The sequence below is a fragment of the Ensifer sp. SL37 genome (genome assembly GCF_026672675.1).
Taxonomy (GTDB): Bacteria; Pseudomonadota; Alphaproteobacteria; order Rhizobiales; family Rhizobiaceae; genus Ensifer; species Ensifer adhaerens.
This window is the reverse complement of record NZ_JAPPRN010000007.1, coordinates 228,323-246,654: the sequence shown is the minus strand read 5'-3', so window position 1 is coordinate 246,654 and position 18,332 is coordinate 228,323. Positions and strand designations below refer to the sequence as shown.

Here is an 18,332-nt window from a genome sequence, read left to right as displayed (position 1 = left end):
ACGGTTCATCACTCCAACCGGGCCGGAAAGCCCGGTGCGCGCAGGTCGGTCTTGAGCAGGTCTTCCAGAAGCTTGGCGATCATCGGCGATTCAGCGTTGCCGCCATAGGCCGCCTTGGCGGCGACGTAGGTTTGCTCGGTAACCCCCGCAAGGTCGAGTGGGACGCCGAATTCACGGCCAAACGCCATGGCAAATCCAAGGTCCTTCAGCGCGAGATCAATGTTAAAGGCGACATCGTACGATCCGTTGAGAATGAGCGCGCCCTCCGTCTCGTGGACAAAGGAGTTGCCAGATGAAGCCTTGATGGCGTGCCAGGCCTGACCGAGATCAAGGCCACCGCGCCGGGCAAGCATTAGCGCTTCGCTGCATGCCTTGAGGTGGATGAAGGCCAGCATGTTGGTGATCACCTTGATAATCGCAGCATTGCCAAGCGTACCCATGTGGAAAATCTTGTTGCCCATGGCTTCGATCGCCGGCAAATGGGTGTCAAAGAGGTCCTTGTCGCCGCCGGCAAGCATGGTGATCTTTCCGTGCGCGGCAAGATGCACGCCGCCCGTCACCGGCAGCTCCATCGCTCGCACGCCATGCCTCGCCGCAACAGCAGCGAGACGAAGAATTTCATCACGGCTGAGCGTCGACATCTCAATCCAGGTCGATCCGGGTCTCAGGCCGGAAAGTAACTGGGTAAGAACCAGCTCGGAAACAGATGGTGAGGGTAGGCAGGTGATCACTGCATCGCACTGCCGCGCCATCTCTTCCGGAGAATCCGCCCAGGTCGCCCCATCTGCAACGAGGCGATCTGAAAGATATTTGTGGCGATCATGCACAACTACCTTGAAGCCGGCCTTGAGCAGGCTGGCAACGAGGTGCCCTCCGAGATTTCCTAGCCCGATATAGCCATAAATCATTGGGCATTCGATCCCTGTTAAACCGAAAAGTGAAATCATAAGCGGAGGCGAAACGGCCACTTAGCAGAGCCGGAATTTGCTCCACCCGCAGCCTTACTATTCCGCGGCCACCGTGGTTGATATTTGCGCCGCCGCTTTAATTTTCGTCCGAGACTTGAGACAACCTATGGCAATCAGACCAAAGATACCCGACGCGGCGATGAAGCCGAAGTACAGCTGATAAACTGCGAGTCCCGTATAGTGATCTGCAAGGTACCCATTCAGTTTAGGGAGATAAATGTCAGGTGTATATGCGATTAGGGAAATCACGCCGATGGCGAGCCCTGTCACCCGGTTCGGGATATTGCGACTTTCAAGGATCGACCAATATAAGCCTCGAGTGGCGTAGGTCATCACCCCGATCAGCAATACGACAAACAGCAGTACGAAACTGCCAGCCGTCGATGGCAGAAACAGCAGCGCCAGCAGCCCGAGAATGCTCAATGTCATTGTGATCGCCAGTACATTTTCCCGGCCGATCTTGTCGCCCAGAAAACCAGCCCCCAGACCACCGATGGGGCGCATCCACAATTTTGCTACGGTCATAAACGCGGCGGCGCTTGCCGTCATCGTGTATTTTTCCTGTAGGAAAGCGGAGAAGGAATAGGTTGCCCAAAACAACTGGTAGCCACAAAGAATGATAATGGCGATAAGCCAAAGCTCGGGCACTGCCAGGAGGAACCTGAGATCAGCCAGAAGATTGTTCTTGCTTGCAGCGGTCTTGACCGGGGTGTCGTCCTTCAAACGCAGAAACAGGAAACACAAGACCCCTACTGCGAAGCTGTTGTAGACATAAAGCATGATGACCGATGGCAGGGTCTCTGCCGCAGCGCGGCCTTTACCATCAACGTAGTAGCTAAATAGCGCAACCGCGGCGGTAGCCAGGATAGCTTCCACAAGGCCGCGCATCCCTTCTAGCCCGCCAAAGAATCGTCCCTGTTCATGGGGTCGAGCCAGGATTTTAACGCCCTTCAGGAGCGCCGCCCAAAAAGTCAGGCCGGATGAGATGCCCCAGCCAAGAAATATCCAATACAAGGCCGACTTATCTGGAATGCTGGCATACCAAAGACCCAGCATGCCGGTGGCCATCATCGAGACGGTCAAGAGCAGGCGCGGCGATACGCGGTCCGCCAACCAGCCGCTTGGCAGATAGGTGAGCAGAAACATCGTGCCGAGCATCGAGTAATAGGTGCCAAGTTCGGAACTGGAGATGTGGAAGGTTTCGAGAATTGTCGTTTCGAAGTTCTGGCGAAGATAAATCAGCGGATAGATCGAGCCCGCCGCGAGCAGCAGGATGAAAAACTGAAAATAGCGCCGGAGGCCAGACTGATGCGGTTGCGCATTGCCGATGCCTGTGGCCGGACTGAATTTTGCCATCGCCTTAAACTCCTCCCAAGAGTGTGAAGCCGTGAAACCGTGCGGTTAGTGAGATAGGGTGAAATAGTAGGTCGCCCGCCAAGGCGGGCTTAGGCTTAAACGCGGATGGAGCTACGAACCTTGAGCTCCTGGTAATCCTCGAGCCCGAAGATCCCACCTTCGCGGCCATTGCCCGATTGCTTGTAGCCGCCAAAGGGAGAGCCGTAGTTCGTGGCCTGGCCATTTACTGTCACGGTGCCCGCGCGAAGGGCGTCAGCAACGCGCTCAGCCCGAGCCACGTTCCCGGTTTGCAGATAAGCGGCTAGGCCAAAATCGCTGTCGTTTGCGATGGCGATAGCCTCGGCTTCGGTGTCGAAGGGAATGATAACTAGAACCGGACCGAAGATTTCTTCGCGCGCAATCCGCATCTCGTTGGTTACGTCTGCAAAGACTGTGGGTTTCACAAAGCACCCCTTTTCCAGCCCTTCGGGCTTGCCATTCCCCCCCCGCCAAAAGGCGCGCACCTTCGTCGATGCCCATCTTGATCATGGTCTGCACACGGTCGAACTGCAGTTGGTTGAATAAGGGGCCAATATGGTCGCCGGGCTTGGCGGGATCGTCGACCATTTGCGTCTCTGCAACCTTTTTTGCAATTTCGAGGACACGATCGTAGACGCTTCGTTCGACCAGCATCCGAGTGGGTGCGTTGCACGACTGTCCCGTATTATGGAAACAATGGGCAACCGATGCGGCAACACGGGTTTCCAAATCGGCGTCGGCAAAGACCAAGTTCGGGGATTTGCCGCCCAGTTCCAGCGTTACTCGCTTGACCGTATCGGCGGCGTCCTTTGAAACCGAGATGCCCGCGCGTGTGGATCCCGTGAATGACATCATCGCGATATCACGATGGCGCGACATCGCACTGCCCACCTCTTGTCCATCGCCGAAGACGAGATTGAACGCGCCCGCCGGATAGCCAGCCTCGTGCACGATCTCCGCGAACAGCGCCGCTGACAGGGGCGCATATTCTGACGGCTTAAGCACACAGGTCGCCCCCGTGGCAAAGGCGGGTACGACTTTCAGCGCTATTTGGCTGATCGGCCAGTTCCATGGAGTAATCAGCCCGCAAACCCCGATTGGTTCACGAAGCAGCGTATCACCATTGGCTAAGATCTCGCGCTCGGCCTGGCCTTTCAGTGCGGCGATAAACGCCTCGATATGTTCGACGCCGCAAAAAGCCTGTTGTTCTCGCGCCATGCTAATCGGCGCGCCCATTTCCGTGCTTATCGCCTGCGCCACTTCCTCCACCCGAGAGGAAAATACCGCTTTCAACCGCTCCAGCAGAGCAATCCGTTCTTCTTTGTTTGTCTTCGAAAAAGTGTCGAACGCAAGCTTTGCCGCTGCCACTGCTGCGTCGACATCGCGGCTGTCGCCTAAAATCACCTGACCAACAACTTCGCTGTTGGCGGGGTTTGTGATGTCAAGCGGTGTGCCTGATACGGGCGCGACCCAGGCGCCGCCAATATAGAACTTGTCCAGCTTCTTCATAGATCTCTCATTCCGTTTGGATGCAGGTCAGGGCGCGACCGGTTCGGTGATTAGGTTGAGGTGCAGTTCGGACCCCGCATAGGGACTTTGGGCGATCGCCTCGTCGTTCAGCGTCACGCCGAGACCCGGAGCCGTGGGCGGAATAACGAAGCCGTTTTCCCAAACGATCGGCTCGTTTAGAAACCGCATGAAAGGACCGTCGAAGCGGCCGATCGATTCCAGGATCAGGAAATTCGGGCTGCATGTCGCGATCTGGATGTTGGCCGCCGCCACAACCGGCCCGCAGTAAAGATGCGGCGCGATCTGCGCCGATCGCGTCTCCGCCATCCCGGCGATCTTTTTCGCTTCCAGCATGCCGCCGACACGACCGAGGTTCATTTGCAGGATCGAGGCAGCGCCCGCCTCGAGCAGGCGCGCAAATTCGTGCTTCGTCGTCAACCGCTCTCCTGCTGCGACGGGGATCGAGGTAAAGCGTGCCACCTCGGCCATGTCGGCGGGATTTTCCGGCGGAATGGGTTCCTCGAACCAGAGCGGATCGTAGGTTTCCAGTCGCCGTGCCAGGCGTTTGGCGCCGGAAACGGTGAACTGCCCATGGGTGCCGAATAGAAGGTCGGCACTGTTGCCGACGGCTTGCCGGATGCGTTTGCAGAAAGCTTCCGACCGCCACAAATCTTCCATGCGGGGCTGATGACCGTCATAGATCGTATAAGGGCCGGCCGGATCGAACTTGACGGCCGTGAAGCCCTCTTCAACGGCGGAAGCGGCCACTTCGGCGGCGATATCCGGATCGTTATAGACGTTGGGAAGGCTCGGATCGGGATAGACGTCACCATGGGGGGGATAAAGATAGGTGTAGCTGCGCAGCCGCTCGTGAACCTTGCCGCCAAGCAATTGATAGACAGGCTGGTCGGCGGCCTTGCCTACGATATCCCAGCAGGCCATTTCGAGGCCACTCAGGACGCCCATCACAGTCACGTCGGGGCGCATCGTGAAGCCGGCGCCATAGCATCTGCGCCACATCCGCTCGATATGATGCGGATCGCTGCCTTCGAACTGGCGGGTGAACATGTCGACGGCCATCGCGGCGCAAAGGCCCGGTCCGAAGGTGGCATTGTAAATTTCGCCAACCCCAGTGATACCACAGGCGGTCGTCAGGCGGACGAAGATGAAATACCGGCCGCCGTGTCGCGGTGGCGGGTTGGCGACAACGAAAGTCTCTATCCGATCAAGCTTCATGAACTGGGCCCTTTGCGATCACGCATCTTGTAAAATCAGCTCGGCAGCTCGCGCAGCCAACATGATGGTTGGACCGTTGGTGTTGCCGGACGTGACATTGGGAAAGGCCGACGCATCGACAACGCGAAGCCCCTTCATTCCATGAACACGCAAGCGTGCGTCCAACACGGAATCGCTCGCATCCTGACCCATCCGGCAAGTGCAACTTGGATGGAAAACTGTACCCGCGCGACTACGAAAGTTCTCCAGTAGCGCAGCATCGTCCATGGTGGAGATGTCGGGCTGAAGTGGCGCCTCGGTCACTGCACGGATAGCTTTTGTCTGAGCCAATTTTTTAAGAAGTCGGCTGGCCTTGATCACTGTTTCGCAATCCTCAGAGGTAGCGAGCGAATTGGGCTGGATCAGCGGCGGGTCCGCGGGATTGGCCGAGGCAATTGTCACTTGACCCCGGCTGGTTGGGCGGCTGGGTTGGACGCACAGGAGAAATCCCGGAGCAGGATCCACGGCCACCGCGCCTGAAGTGTGTGTAATGTAAGACATTGGATTGCAGTACACCTGCACATCGGGAACTTCCGATTCCGGCGATGAGCGGACGTACCCGCTAATTTGATTTACAGGTATGCTAAGCGGTCCCTTGCGCGTCAGGATATAGCGGAGCCCTGCCAAAACCCTGCCAAGACCGGTTCCCAAGGTGCTGTTCAATGTAGGCTCATTCGCGCGATAGTATTGTGAAACCGCCAAATGATCTTGCAAGCCTTTGCCGACTTCGGGCAGGTGATTCAAAACCTTAATGCCATGCGCCTCCAGCAGTGCCGCCGGGCCAATTCCTGACAATTGAAGAATCTGGGGAGAGTTAATGGCGCCCGCGGATAAGATTACTTCCTTGTTCGCCCCGACGATATGTTGGACCCCGCCTGAGCGGAACTGGACGCCGACTGCGCGCCCCTTTTCAACGATGAGCTTTTCAACGAATGCCCGCGAGATGACGCGCAGGTTTGATCGCTTCATTGCAGGCCGAAGGAATGCGTCCGCAGCCGACCAACGTCGACCGTTGCGAACTGTGCTGCGCATGCGCATGAGCCCTTCGGGATCCTCACCGTTCAAGTTGCGGGCGACCGTCCAACCCATTTCACCAGCAGCATCCAGGAAGTTCTGCACAAAAGGGTGCATCTCCGCACTGACGTCGCTCACCACCAAAGGCCCGCTACCCTTTTCGATAGCACCCTCGACCTGACATTCTAGCGCTTCATAGGTTTTGCGGACGGCCTCCCAGTTCCATCCGGTCGCACCTGCGCGCTCCCAATCGTCAAAGTCATGTGGCAAGCCCCGCAAATAGGCCATCGCATTGATTGAGCTTGACCCCCCGATCACCCGGCCACGTGGCCAATATGCCTGCCGCCCATTCAGGCCGGGGTCGGACTCGGTCTTGTAAGCCCAGTTCACGGCCCGATCGGCAAAGGTCTTCGCATATCCCAACGGGACCTTGATCCAAAATCGCGCGTCGCTGCCTCCAGCTTCGATCAGCAACACCTTGTGACGAGGGTTTTCACTCAGCTTGTTCGCCAAGACGCAGCCCGCGGATCCAGCGCCTACGATGATGTAGTCAAATGGAGCTTCATTCATCGCCGGATCAGCCTCCCAACTGACATGTGGACATTCGCGGTTATGAGGGAGGTCTATCGCAGGCCTAGACTTACAACACAAACAATGCTTTCGTAAGCAAAGGCATCATTTTCATTGTAGGTATAGTATGGGTAGGCTGCCCCATGTCACGTGGCTCCAGAGTTTCGAAGCGGCGGCTCGACATGCCAGCTTCTCGGCAGCAGCAGAAGAGTTGGGGATGACCCCTGCAGCAGTCAGCCAGCAAATACGACTTTTGGAGCGCAAGCTCGGCACAGAATTGTTCGTGAGGCTTCCGCGAGGGGTGACCCTGACGGACACTGGCAAAGCATACGCCCAGCCCATCCGGCGATCGTTTGCAGACATGATGTCGGCCACTAACAGCTTGTTTCGAAATTCAACGATGCGAACAGTGCGCGTGCGCGCTTCCATCTCGTTTGCAGGGCTGGTAATTGCGCCGCGTATCGCCGAATTCTACGCGTTGCATCCAGACATTTCAGTCCAGTTGACGTCCTTTGTCTGGGCGGACAAGTTCCACGATGATCCCGCCGACATCGATATTCGTTATGGCACAGGGGATTGGGACGATGGCACCGTGCAGCATCTCGGCCATGAATACGCAATCCCGGTTTGCCATCCAGAGTATGCTGCATCCTTTCCGCAGCCGCTCACCATACAAGCATTGGCTGCGGGAAGGATTGTCAGCATCATGGGGTCTGAATCCGACTGGGTTCAATTGTCCGAACAGCACGGATTGAATCTTCGGACAACCGGTGACTGGTTCAAGGTAGACTCCTCATTTATTGCTCTGCAATCGGCGATCGCTCGCGCTGGTTCCGTGATGGTGCTGAAGCGCTTCGCGGACCATTACCTCGAGCAGGGTCTTCTAATTGCTCCCTTCGATTATCGGCTTCCGATCAGATTGGCCCATTTCTTAGTGCGCAGCGGCAAGTCTAACCCCGGCGAAGAGGTTCAGATTTTCTGCGACTGGCTCATGTCGTCTTTACCGTGAAAGAATTTCGGGAGGCAGATATATTCAGTCCTCGGATGCCCGTCCGTCCCTCAAAACGCGAGATCCGCAGATCCGCGCGGTGGTCTCAACCAAAGGCGGTGTGGCAGCGCAGGTGCGGACTGCGATGTCACCTCTTCAAGAACTTGTTGCACCTACGGCACGCCCGCATAGCCTCAGCCCTGGAGGTCGGCAGGATGTGGGTCGGTGATGCCAGATTACCAAGAAGGTCCGACCTGTCCTAAGAGGGGTAGTTATGACGGGATTAGTACGAACTTTCCGATGTGTCGCTTCTCCTGAAAATCCTTCTGCGCCGTGATAATCTGACCGAGGGGGTAGGCTCTCGCCAGAAATGACCTGATTTCATCACTCTCAACATAGCCAATGAGATTTCGAACACGGCTCGTCCGACGGTTTTCTCATTTGACTTGCCAACTCGACGGGGCCGGCATGTACTTCAGTGCCATATAATAGACGCGAATCGCATGAACGATAGAACCTGGCAATTGACAACTTCCGGGCTGCTGCTAGTCCTCCGATATGGGCAAGATGTATCGAATCACATTTTCAAAGATGCTGGTTCTGCTCCGCGTGGTGATCGTCATGTCACTGGCGGGATACTCTTTGCCGACCGCGTCGGCAGCCATGCACGCGTCATGGTCCGGGTCGGAGGTCTTGCAGCCTCACGATCATCATGGCCAGGTGGATGACCATAACGAAGGAGCGGGCAGCCACCATTCGGACGGCGACCACGCGTCCTCGTCCGATGACGCTGCATTGAAAATTGCCAAGCAGGAATGCTGCGGCAGCTTCTGTGCGAGCATGGCCATCGTAGCCAGCAGCATCCCCGTCGGCGGTGAGCGTCTGGCCATCATCCGGGAATTTATCGATGACGCCCATGTCATGGGCGAGTTCCCGTCGCTTCACCGTCCCCCGAATATCTGAACAGACTGCACCCGTTCTTCGGGCCTAACCGCGCGTACGCGAGCGTCATGCTTCGCAACGCCGATGCCATCTCCTGTTCGGAAAAGATCATGAAACGCTTATTTCTGGTGGCTGCCTTGCCGCTTATTGCAAGCGGATGCGCGACCACACTGCCTCCCGACGTCATTGCTTCGGGCAACCTCGCGGCATCGCCGGCTGAAGCCCGCCCTCTCAGATATATAAGCCCGGTGTCGGGCTACACTCACCGCGCGCCCGTGGATCCCAAACCATGGCGCAACCAGAATGACGCGCAGGCTCCGGAAGGAGACGCGTCATGACCTCACGCACGTTGAAGCTGGCTGTGACGCTCGCCCTGCCCTTGGTCATCGGAGGCTGCGTGTCGGCCACCGAATATGCTGCCAAGGACGCGGGTTTTCCTTCGGTCGAAGCCAGGACCTCCGAGGCGACGGGCAAACAAACCGTCTGGGTCCAGAACCAGCAGCAGGCGCGGGTCGTCTCCGACCGCGTCAAGACGCTGATCGCCAAGAAGACCCTCGACGTGGACACGGCGGTCCAGGTCGCGCTCCTGAACAACAAGGGCCTGCAGGCCGCCTATGCGAATCTCGGGGGTTCGGCCGCCGACGCATGGCAGTCGACGATGTTCGTCAACCCAACGGTCTCCGTCGGCTTCAACGGCGTTGGCGCGCCTGGCATCGAAGCATTCAGGTCGATTGAGGGAGCGATCACCTCCAACATCCTGGCGCTCGCCACGCGCGACCGGGACATCGCCATCGCCGACACCCGGTTCCGGCAGGCACAGTTGAACGCGGCACTGCGGACCCTTCAGCTCGCTGCGGACACCCGCCGCGCCTGGATCAACGCCGTTGCCGCGTGGGAGACCGTCGCGCAGCTCAATCAGGCCCAGGCCGCGGCCGATGCCGCGTCCGAGCTTGCCCAGAAACTTGGCGAGACAGGCGCGATGACGAAGGGCTCGCAGGCCCGCGAACACGTCTTCTACGCGGAGCTGGTCGGGCAATCGGCGAAGGCCCGGCTGGAGGCCCGGCTCGCCAAGGAGGAGCTGACGCGGCTGATGGGACTCTGGGGGTCGGATGTCGACTACCAGGTGCCGAACCGCCTGCCCTCCCTGCCGAAGGGCGTGATGAAGCGCGACCTCATCGAGGCGGAAGCCTTGCAGCGCCGCGTCGACCTGCAGATGGCCAAGCTGGACCTCGACGCAACGGCGAAATCCTACAAGCTGACCGAAGCGACCCGCTATGTCACCGACCTCGAACTCCTGACCGGCTTCGAGACGGAGCGGGAAAAGGAGGATGGCGACGTCCAGACCGAGACGACAGGGATCGCTGAGCTCGAGTTCGTGATTCCGATCTTCGACAGCGGCAAGGCCCGCATGCGCAAGGCGGAACTCGCCTACATGCGCTCAGCCAACCTGCTCGCCGAGAAGGCCGTCAACGTCCGCTCCGAGGCGCGCTCCGCCTACCAGGCCTACCGCTCAAACTACGACATCGCCCGGCACTACAGGAACAGTGTCGTGCCGTTGCGCACCAAGATCGAAGAGGAGTCCCTCCTCACCTACAACGGCATGATCACCAACACATTCGAACTGCTCGCCGACAGCCGGGAAAAGGTCAGTTCCATCCTCCTCGCGGTCAATGCGAAGCGCGACTTCTGGCTGGCCGAGGCCAACCTCGCGCCGGCGATCTACGGCGGCGGTGCGGGAGCCGCCTCAGAAGAAACCGAAGTCGCCGCGGCCGCCGAAAGCGGCGGCGGCGGGCACTGAGAGAGGAACAGGCTATGTTCAACAGAAGACAATTGCTCGGCGCGAGCGCCGCACTGGTGTCAACCGCCGCCTGGGCGAAAACCAACAACATGGGCTTGCCCGAGGCTGCGGTGATGGAAACGGCCGAGACCCAGACCCCGGTCAGACCGACCTCCGGCCCCGACTACAATCCGGTCGTCACCCTCAACGGCTGGACGCTGCCCTACCGGATGAACAACGGCGTCAAGGAATTCCACCTTGTCGCCGAGCCGGTCGAGCGGGAAATGGCCGAAGGCATGACCGCCTATCTCTGGGGGTACAACGGCCAGTCGCCGGGACCGACGATCGAAGCGGTCGAGGGCGACCGGGTTAGGATCTTCGTCACCAACAAGTTGCCGGAGCACACGACCATCCACTGGCACGGCATGATCCTGCCGTCGGGCATGGATGGCGTCGGCGGTCTGTCGCAGCCGCACATCCCGGTCGGCAAGACCTTTGTCTACGAGTTCGACCTCGTGAAGTCGGGCACCTTCATGTACCACCCGCATTCCGACGAGATGGTGCAGATGGCCATGGGCATGATGGGCTTCTTCGTGGTGCACCCGAAGGATCCGAACTTCATGCGTGTCGATCGGGATTTCGTGTTCCTGCTCAACGCCTACGACATCGACCCCGGCTCCTACGTGCCGCGGATCATGGAGATGACCGACTTCAACATGTGGTGCTGGAACAGCCGCGTGTTTCCGGACATCACCCCGCTGGTGGTTTCCAAGGACGACCGCGTTCGGGTGCGGGTCGGCAACCTCACGATGACCAACCACCCGATCCACATGCACGGCTACGACTTCGAGGTCACCTGCACCGATGGCGGCTGGGTGCGTCCGGAAGCCCGCTGGCCCGAGGTCTCGATCGACATTCCGGTCGGTGCGATGCGGGCCTACGAGTTCGACGCCAAGTACGTCGGCGACTGGGCGATCCATTGCCACAAGTCGCACCATACGATGAACGCCATGGGTCACGACATCCCGACCTTCATCGGCGTGGACAAGAAGACGGTGGCCGAGAAGATCAAGAAGATCCGCCCCGAGTACATGCCGATGGGCACCAAAGGCATGGCCGACATGGGCGAGATGGAAATGGAGATCCCCGAAAACACCGTGCCGATGATGACCGGCTGGGGACCACACGGCCCGATCGAGATGGGTGGCATGTTCTCGGTCGTCAAGGTGCGCGAAGGCATCTCGGCCGGCGATTACGCCGACCCCGGCTGGTACGAGAACCCGCCGGGAACCCAGGCCTGGGAGTGGACGGGCGAGCTCCCCGACGCGACCAAGGCCAATGACGCGAAAACCCAGATCACGCCGAAGCATGGAAATCACGGCTGATCCCGCATGCCCATGTTCAACCAACCAAAGGACCTGACAATGAAAGCTGCGATCTTCGGAATCCTCGTCGCCGCACTCGCCTCCCCGGCGCTCGCCTCCGGCAACCACGCAGGCGGCCACGGCGGAGCCATGGCGGTCGGCGAGCCGGGCAAGAAGGCAAACGCCACCCAGACGATCAGGGTCACCATGAAGGAGACGGACGACGGCAAGATGATCTTCACGCCGTCGACCTTCAAGGTTCGCAAGGGCCAGACCGTAGTCTTCGCGATCAAGAACGACGGCGAACTCGACCACGAGTTCGTGCTCGACCAGAAAGACAAGATCATCGAGCACAAGGCGGCGATGGAGAAGTTTCCGGAGATGGAACACGACGACCCGAACGCCATCCGGCTCGAGCCGGGCAAGTCCGGAGAGATCATTTGGAAGTTCACCAACGATGGCACCTTCAAGATCGCGTGCCTCGTCCCCGGCCACTACGACGCTGGTATGCACGGTGACGTCACTGTCGCCAAGTAGTAATCAAGCTCGGAAAGGAAAGTTCACATGAAAACGCTGATCAGACTCACCCTCGCTTCGGTCCTCGCCCTCGGGACTGCCTATGGGGCGCTGGCCGCCGAGTTCACCAAGGGAACCGTTAAGAAGATCGATGCCAAGGCCAAGAAGGTCACGCTCATCCACGAGGAGCTGAAGAGCCTCGACATGCCGGCGATGACCATGGTCTTCCGGGTCAAGGACGACGCGGTGATGGAGAAGCTCAAGGAAGGCGCGAGCGTCGAATTCGTCGCCGAGCGGGTCGACGGCAAGCTGACGGTGACCGAGGTCAAGTAGGCCGAAGTCCGCAGCCGCTAGGCCCGGTCCCCGCCCTCGAAATGGCTCCGCCTGTAGAGCGAAGTCATGGCGCGGCGCTGTTTCCCGAGGGCGGGATCACTGCTACGACACCGGAACGATGCATACGGCTCGCCAAAGATCGTCCTTCCAGTCGGCGCCCCCGGTCGACGTTGGAATGGGATAGCTGACCCCTTTCACCGCGACCACTTCGGGAGCATGGCAGCGGACCGACGCCTTGTGCCTGCTTGGATCGCTGTAGAAGCCGTATCCGTCGGTGCTCACGGTCGAAAGCGAAATGTAAACATCGTAGTCATATTCGATGCTTGCGGCCGTCTGGTTCCCGACCAGGCTCAGGCTGACGATGGTGTGATCAGGGAAACTAGCGGTGTGGAAAGGCTCGGTAGCGGCGGCAGGCGTTGCCAGCGCAATTCCGGTTACAAGGGCTGAAACAAGAGTACGCATTCATCCCTCCCCTGGGTTTCTAGGATGCCTGGACTATACCACGAGGACCGGATGTAGGAGGAGTGAAATACCCGGGGCGCAGTGCGCTTCGTCTTCGCCTGTGTGCCCCGATATCATTCGCTGTCGAGACCTGTGCGGGCTGGCAGAGTAGCCTCAGAACTGAGTCCCGCACCGGGTTCGACAACGAGACTGCACGGCCTCCTGGTGCAAGTTGTTCGATTGAGAGCGCTAGTCCGAGGGCGACGGCGTTCAGCAGATGCCAGATGAAGTGCGTTCCCACACTTCAATGGTTAGTAGAGACAGAAGCGACCGTGTGAACAGAGATGCTAAGATGAAACGTGACGGTTCGAAAAATATTCGCGACGGGTTGACCGACGCAGGCCGTCAGGCCCGAGATCGTTCGCCCGGCGGTCCAACGGAGCAAGACCATTTTTTCCCAAACCGCAATGGATCGTGACCTTGCCCAGAAAGAGATGGCCCCAAAAGTGACTGACGCGGCCGACGACAGTGTGCTTTGTGTTGGGCCAGGAGGATGGAAACACGCCGGGCCCGGGTTGTTAACTTCTGGGAGATCGGTTCGTTCCTTGCCAGCTTGATTCTCCCTTCGTCGCCGCCTCATTCTAAGCCAGGGCCGAGCGGTCAGTGGCGTCGCACGGCACTTCAATGGTCAAAGCCCGCCCCAGGTCTCCCGAGGGCGGTGTGAAGATAATTGCCGGCTAGAAGTTAAAGTAGACTGTCACGCCTTGCCGCCGCTGATAGTAGTCTCGATAGCCGTATCGGTAATGGTCACGATAGCCGTAATACCGGGAATAGCGGGGGTAGCACCTGTCGTAGTAGCCGCAGTGACGATGGGCGTACTTCCGTTTCCAGTGGCGATCCGCATGCTCATGGCGATGTTTGCGGTGCTTTACCTGTTCGACATCGCCGGTCTGCACTTGTTCCGGCTTCAGAACGAAGATTGGCGCGGCGTTTAGCGGTAGCGCGAAGGATGCCGCCAGAACGACGGCGCCAAGGGTGGATATTAGCATTTTCATTTGACTCATCCTTTCTAGGATCAACTTGGCCCCTCAAGCCTGAACCTGAGCTGAACCGCCTTGGCTCGACGCTTGCGGAGCCGCGCTCGGTGATCTCTGGCTGCAACGCGGCGGCTTCTGCTTAACCGGCAATTGGCGGAGCAATAGGTTTCGGCAACGCAGCCCGGACCTTTGCGCGACCACGTCGGACCTAAGTCCGAGGCGCAGCCGCTCAAAGAAAACGGCCCCGTGTCCGGAGAGAGCGGGGCCTGAAGGAAGGGCATAGTGCCAATCGGCTCCATTCCGGGGACTAGGGATCGTTGGCGCCCAACACACAGGGCCGGCGGAGGGTTCGCCTTCCATTATTGTAGATTCTTGTAATTGCGCGCGGCGAGCAGACCTGCTCAATATCAGAGTATGGGCACGAAACTTTCAGACTTGGCATTGAGAAATCCAAAGCTTCTCGCTGAACTCGAGCGGCGAGGGTACGAGTCCGTAGACGACATGAAGCACGTTCCCACGACAGACGCGTTGCGGATGAAGGGCATGGGAACAAAATCGTGGCAGAAAATCTGTGACGCATTGGGCAGAGACCCAGCCCAGACGTGAGTTTCGGGAGCCATTCTCCGTGATCATTGGTGCAACTTTTTTCTTGCTAGTCTCCTACCCGAAGAATTGCGATCTGGGGACAAAGGCTTCGCCGTATGCGCGCAACGACGCCAGCGGGCTTCACTAATGATGAAGCCCGGGCGCGCTTTCAATCCCCGGGATACAGCACTGTTGATTGGCGTCAACGTCGGCGCTAGTACTCGGCGCAAGCTCTATCTATCGGCCCATTGACCAGAGGCAGGCCGAGAAGGGTATCCAAAACTGGTTATCGCCGAGTGAGATTGCCCGCCTACTGCTGATGCGGCGCGTTCCAAAGTCGTTCCCCGATCGCTACGAACCGTCAAGCTGCAGAGTGCTCGGCGTCGTCATTCCTGATCTCGATCACGTCCTAAAGATCAAAACGACTACCGAGCCCAGCAATGCCGATTTTGCAGTTGCACTTGCGGCCAGCTCATTTAGCCGGTGTGGCGATTTTCCAGGAACAAGCAGCATCAGCTTGGGGCAAGGATTCAGGCAGGAAATGCTCTGTTCGAAGAATGCTCAGATCGCATGATGGCGCATTCTTGGGGTGTCTTAGCGGGTGCCGAAAGCAGCGCGTAGTTCGAAGAGTGATCGTTTCTCATTAACCACCTCGCTTTCGCCACTCTTAACCGACCCGGTGATATCTACTCGTCGTTCTATAGCAGGTTCAAGCATGTCCAGGCATTCACAGTGGTTGTTTAAATGGCTGATCCCGGCGGGCATATCGGCTTTAATAGGTCTAGTGTTGGTGAGTACGCTGCACTGGGCGGCATCCAAGACCGATGAAGTTGCGAGGGAACGGCAGCAGGATCTGATCTCTTTGATAGTGTCTCAGTTGCAAGCGAAGATCGCACACGATCAAGAGAGCGCAACTGTTTGGGACGACGCTGTACTCAAGGTCGCCGAAGGTGATGTTTCCTGGCTTCAGGCCAATCTCGGCGAATGGATGAACACCTACTTCGGCCATGACGCCGCAATCGTGCTCACGTCGAACGATGAACCGGTTTACGAGTTTATTGTCCCGTTGAAATCCACGTCGCTGCACGATGATCTGCGAACGAGCTACATGCCACTCGTCGAGCGCCTTCGAGCGCGGCTTCGCGTGGGCGATCGCGAAGGTATATCTGGCCGCGTCCTTTCCATTGGCGAGAGCGATTTAAAGATCGTTGGCTCGCGGCCGGCAGTGGTCAGCGTAAAGCCGATTGTCTCCGATACCGGTGAAATCACCCAGCCGGCGGGCAAAGAAAGCCTGCACGTTGCCGTACGGTTTCTGGACACGGACTTTCAGCGCTCAATCGAAGCGGAATACCAATTTGCAAACATCCGGTTCACGCCCGAGGATCATGTTGAAGCAGGTCAATCGCACATCGTCTTGAAGTCCGACACGGGGGAGGTCATTGGATACCTCAGGTGGAATCAGTTTATGCCGGGCCTCAATGTTCTGAACGCGACGCTCCCGACGATTGGATTGGCGGTGGTGGGAATCTTCCTCACCGCATGCGCAACTGGACATTTGCTTTGCCGGCGCTCTGTGCGGCTTGCGTCAAGTCGGGCGCAGCTTCAGCATCTCGCGATGCACGACACACTGACCGGATTGGCCAATAGAGGCTACTTCGAACGCGAAGTTGCAGCGCGTCTAAGGGGTGCTTTTTCCAGTAAAGATTGTGGCGTGCTGTTTCTCGACCTCGACCGATTCAAGGCTGTCAACGACACCTATGGCCATCCGACCGGCGACAAGCTCATCCGCATCGCAGCCGAGCGTATGAGGAGCCTCTTGCCAGACGCGCTCGTCGGCCGGATAGGTGGCGATGAATTCACCGTATTTCTGGAAGGTCGCGACCGGGATGCGATTGAATCGATCGCGAAGGATCTGGTCGGTTGTATGCGTGAACCATTCGACATCGAGGGTCTGAAAATATCGATCGGCGCGAGTGTTGGTGCAGCAGTTGGAAATGCGCACATGGACGCATTTGAGCTGACGCGGCAAGCGGATATCGCGCTCTATCACGCGAAATCTGCGGGGCGGAACACTTATGCCGTGTTTGGCGCTCATATGGACGAACTTCTTCGAACCCGGAGACAGCTCGAGGTAGATCTACGCGCGGCAGTCGAAACTCCGATACAGATCGAAACCGTTTATCAACCTGTTTTCAGCGCAGATGGAGGTACCGTGCGTTCCATAGAGGCTTTGTCCCGCTGGCGCCATCCGCAAATGGGTCTGGTCGCACCCGACGTCTTCATCCCACTCGCGGAAGAGATCGGGGTGATCCATCAAATTGGGGCAATCGTAATTGAGAACGCCTGTCGTCTGGCCGCCAATTGCAAAGCGGTCGACGTTGCCATAAACGCCTCAGCGGTTGAGTTGGATTCCTCTGGCTACTGCTTAAGAGTATTGACAATGCTTTCGAAGTGGGGCGTCGCGCCTACTCGCCTCGAAATCGAGATTACAGAAACCGCAGCAATCAAAGGCGAAGAGCAGACGGATCGAAACATTGCGATGCTTAGGGCCGCAGGGGTTCGTTTCGCGATCGATGATTTCGGGACCGGGCACTCGTCGTTCGCGCGCATTCAAAAGATGGCGGTCGATAGGATTAAGATCGATAAGTCCTTCGTGCAAGCCATTCATCATGACCGAAGCCGCTCGCTGGTAGAGGCGATGATCGCCATGGCTCGGGCTCAAGGTCTGAGCACTACGGCCGAGGGGGTCGAAACCGTAGATCAACTCAACGCTCTCAAGGTTCTCGGCTGCGACAATGTCCAGGGCTTCCTCATGTCGAAACCGATACCTCCAGACGAGTTGATCTCCCTGCTTGAGAGCGGCAGCGTTGTGGAAAGCGTCATCTTTCGCGCGTGACAATCCCCGGATGGCGTAGATCCTTGAAAAGCAGCCGGGAAAGCTTTCGGATTGCCGTCCACAATTGAATGGGTTTAAAGTCGCTCCGGCGCAAGCCGAAGAGGCGACTCCGAGACCACTGCCTTCGCCGATACGGAGCTCCGTAACGACAAGTCGGTTCCGAGCGCAATGATGGCGGTATCCAAGGTCGTGCAGATCTCAATGGCCGACCCGTGGTGCGCGAATTCGCTGGTAAGCCTTTCGGCGATCTTTATCTCATCGTCGACGAGAAGCGCTGTCAGCAACGACCGCTTTCCCTCGGGCGACACTTTCGTAGAAACCAGGCCAGGAGTTCGGTTCATCTCCTTCTCCATTGCGCGCTTAGGTTGCAGTCGCATAAAGGCGTCAACAAAAAGTGCAGGCTTTAAGCACTTTGGAGTTGGTTCGATCACAGCTCGCGGAATCGGGAGGCAATGCTTTTTCGGCAACACTCCGTCCCTCGTCGGTACACCTTCGCCGTGGTACCGAGAGAAGCTCGAAATGAAAGCTCAAAAGAACGGAATTTCTTTCGGGCTTGAACATCCTGCACGATGGCGATTTCAGCCGCGCGTATCGAGAACGATACCGACTCGTGTGGCCGCACCGCACGCCAGACAACGTCGGCGAAGCTGCCGTCAACCCGATCGCCCAATCGGTTTCGTCTGCCGCCCTCAAACAAGCACGCCCAGGGGAGAGGTGCAGCTTTCATGTGACAGCAGCGTTAT

14 protein-coding genes and 1 pseudogene are annotated in these 18,332 nt (G+C 58.2%); 8 read left to right on the top strand and 7 right to left on the bottom strand.

Annotated elements, in window-relative coordinates; all coding sequences use genetic code 11:
- Window positions 1–8: 8 nt before the first annotated feature.
- The 5 genes and pseudogenes from OVA00_RS33240 to OVA00_RS33220 all read right to left on the bottom strand — a co-directional run bounded on the left by OVA00_RS33240 (window position 9) and on the right by OVA00_RS33220 (window position 6,710).
- Window positions 9–947 carry an NAD(P)-dependent oxidoreductase gene (locus OVA00_RS33240; protein WP_268090497.1) on the bottom strand — a complete coding sequence of 313 codons (939 nt, stop codon included), beginning with the start codon at window positions 945–947 and terminating at the stop codon, window positions 9–11.
- 57 nt (window positions 948–1,004) lie between these two features.
- Window positions 1,005–2,324 (bottom strand): MFS transporter, encoded by a 1,320-nt coding sequence (locus OVA00_RS33235; RefSeq protein ID WP_112773061.1) that lies wholly within the window; start codon window positions 2,322–2,324, stop codon window positions 1,005–1,007.
- Between the two features lie 95 nt (window positions 2,325–2,419).
- Window positions 2,420–3,851: pseudogene (locus OVA00_RS33230) on the bottom strand (aldehyde dehydrogenase family protein).
- A 27-nt stretch (window positions 3,852–3,878) separates the two neighbouring features.
- Complete coding sequence (locus OVA00_RS33225; RefSeq protein ID WP_268090496.1) at window positions 3,879–5,087, bottom strand: mandelate racemase/muconate lactonizing enzyme family protein; 1,209 nt, start codon at window positions 5,085–5,087, stop codon at window positions 3,879–3,881.
- Window positions 5,088–5,105: 18 nt separating this feature from the next.
- On the bottom strand, window positions 5,106–6,710 hold the full coding sequence (locus tag OVA00_RS33220; protein WP_268090495.1) for a GMC family oxidoreductase: 1,605 nt from the start codon (window positions 6,708–6,710) through the stop codon (window positions 5,106–5,108).
- Window positions 6,711–6,837: 127 nt separating this feature from the next.
- Here OVA00_RS33220 and OVA00_RS33215 point away from each other — a divergent pair, with 127 nt between their 5' ends.
- The 7 genes from OVA00_RS33215 (at window position 6,838) to OVA00_RS33185 (ending at window position 12,630) form a co-directional block, all read left to right on the top strand.
- Complete coding sequence (locus OVA00_RS33215; RefSeq protein ID WP_268090494.1) at window positions 6,838–7,719, top strand: LysR family transcriptional regulator; 882 nt, start codon at window positions 6,838–6,840, stop codon at window positions 7,717–7,719.
- A gap of 537 nt (window positions 7,720–8,256) precedes the next feature.
- A complete protein-coding gene (locus tag OVA00_RS33210) occupies window positions 8,257–8,661 on the top strand; it encodes a hypothetical protein (RefSeq protein WP_268090493.1) in 405 nt (134 codons plus the stop codon).
- An 89-nt stretch (window positions 8,662–8,750) separates the two neighbouring features.
- Complete coding sequence (locus OVA00_RS33205; protein ID WP_112773067.1) at window positions 8,751–8,978, top strand: hypothetical protein; 228 nt, start codon at window positions 8,751–8,753, stop codon at window positions 8,976–8,978.
- The gene (locus tag OVA00_RS33200; RefSeq protein WP_268090492.1) at window positions 8,975–10,438 is read left to right on the top strand and encodes a TolC family protein; all 1,464 of its coding nucleotides are present in this window, start codon (window positions 8,975–8,977) and stop codon (window positions 10,436–10,438) included. The genes OVA00_RS33205 and OVA00_RS33200 overlap by 4 nt, the downstream gene beginning before the upstream one ends.
- Before the next feature lie 14 nt (window positions 10,439–10,452).
- On the top strand, window positions 10,453–11,802 hold the full coding sequence (locus OVA00_RS33195; RefSeq protein WP_112773069.1) for a multicopper oxidase family protein: 1,350 nt from the start codon (window positions 10,453–10,455) through the stop codon (window positions 11,800–11,802).
- A gap of 39 nt (window positions 11,803–11,841) precedes the next feature.
- Window positions 11,842–12,318: a cupredoxin domain-containing protein gene (locus OVA00_RS33190; protein ID WP_112773093.1), complete on the top strand. Its 477-nt coding sequence runs from the start codon at window positions 11,842–11,844 to the stop codon at window positions 12,316–12,318.
- A gap of 27 nt (window positions 12,319–12,345) precedes the next feature.
- On the top strand, window positions 12,346–12,630 hold the full coding sequence (locus tag OVA00_RS33185) for a copper-binding protein (protein WP_112773070.1): 285 nt from the start codon (window positions 12,346–12,348) through the stop codon (window positions 12,628–12,630).
- Between the two features lie 102 nt (window positions 12,631–12,732).
- Here the strand turns inward: OVA00_RS33185 and OVA00_RS33180 are convergent, their stop codons facing one another.
- Both OVA00_RS33180 and OVA00_RS33175 read right to left on the bottom strand, forming a co-directional pair.
- Window positions 12,733–13,092, bottom strand: a complete 360-nt coding sequence (locus OVA00_RS33180) for a hypothetical protein (protein ID WP_112773071.1) — start codon at window positions 13,090–13,092, stop codon at window positions 12,733–12,735.
- A 716-nt stretch (window positions 13,093–13,808) separates the two neighbouring features.
- Complete coding sequence (locus tag OVA00_RS33175) at window positions 13,809–14,126, bottom strand: hypothetical protein (RefSeq protein WP_112773072.1); 318 nt, start codon at window positions 14,124–14,126, stop codon at window positions 13,809–13,811.
- A gap of 1,357 nt (window positions 14,127–15,483) precedes the next feature.
- Here OVA00_RS33175 and OVA00_RS33165 point away from each other — a divergent pair.
- Window positions 15,484–17,589 carry a putative bifunctional diguanylate cyclase/phosphodiesterase gene (locus OVA00_RS33165; RefSeq protein WP_268090491.1) on the top strand — a complete coding sequence of 702 codons (2,106 nt, stop codon included), beginning with the start codon at window positions 15,484–15,486 and terminating at the stop codon, window positions 17,587–17,589.
- Window positions 17,590–18,332 lie beyond the last annotated feature (743 nt).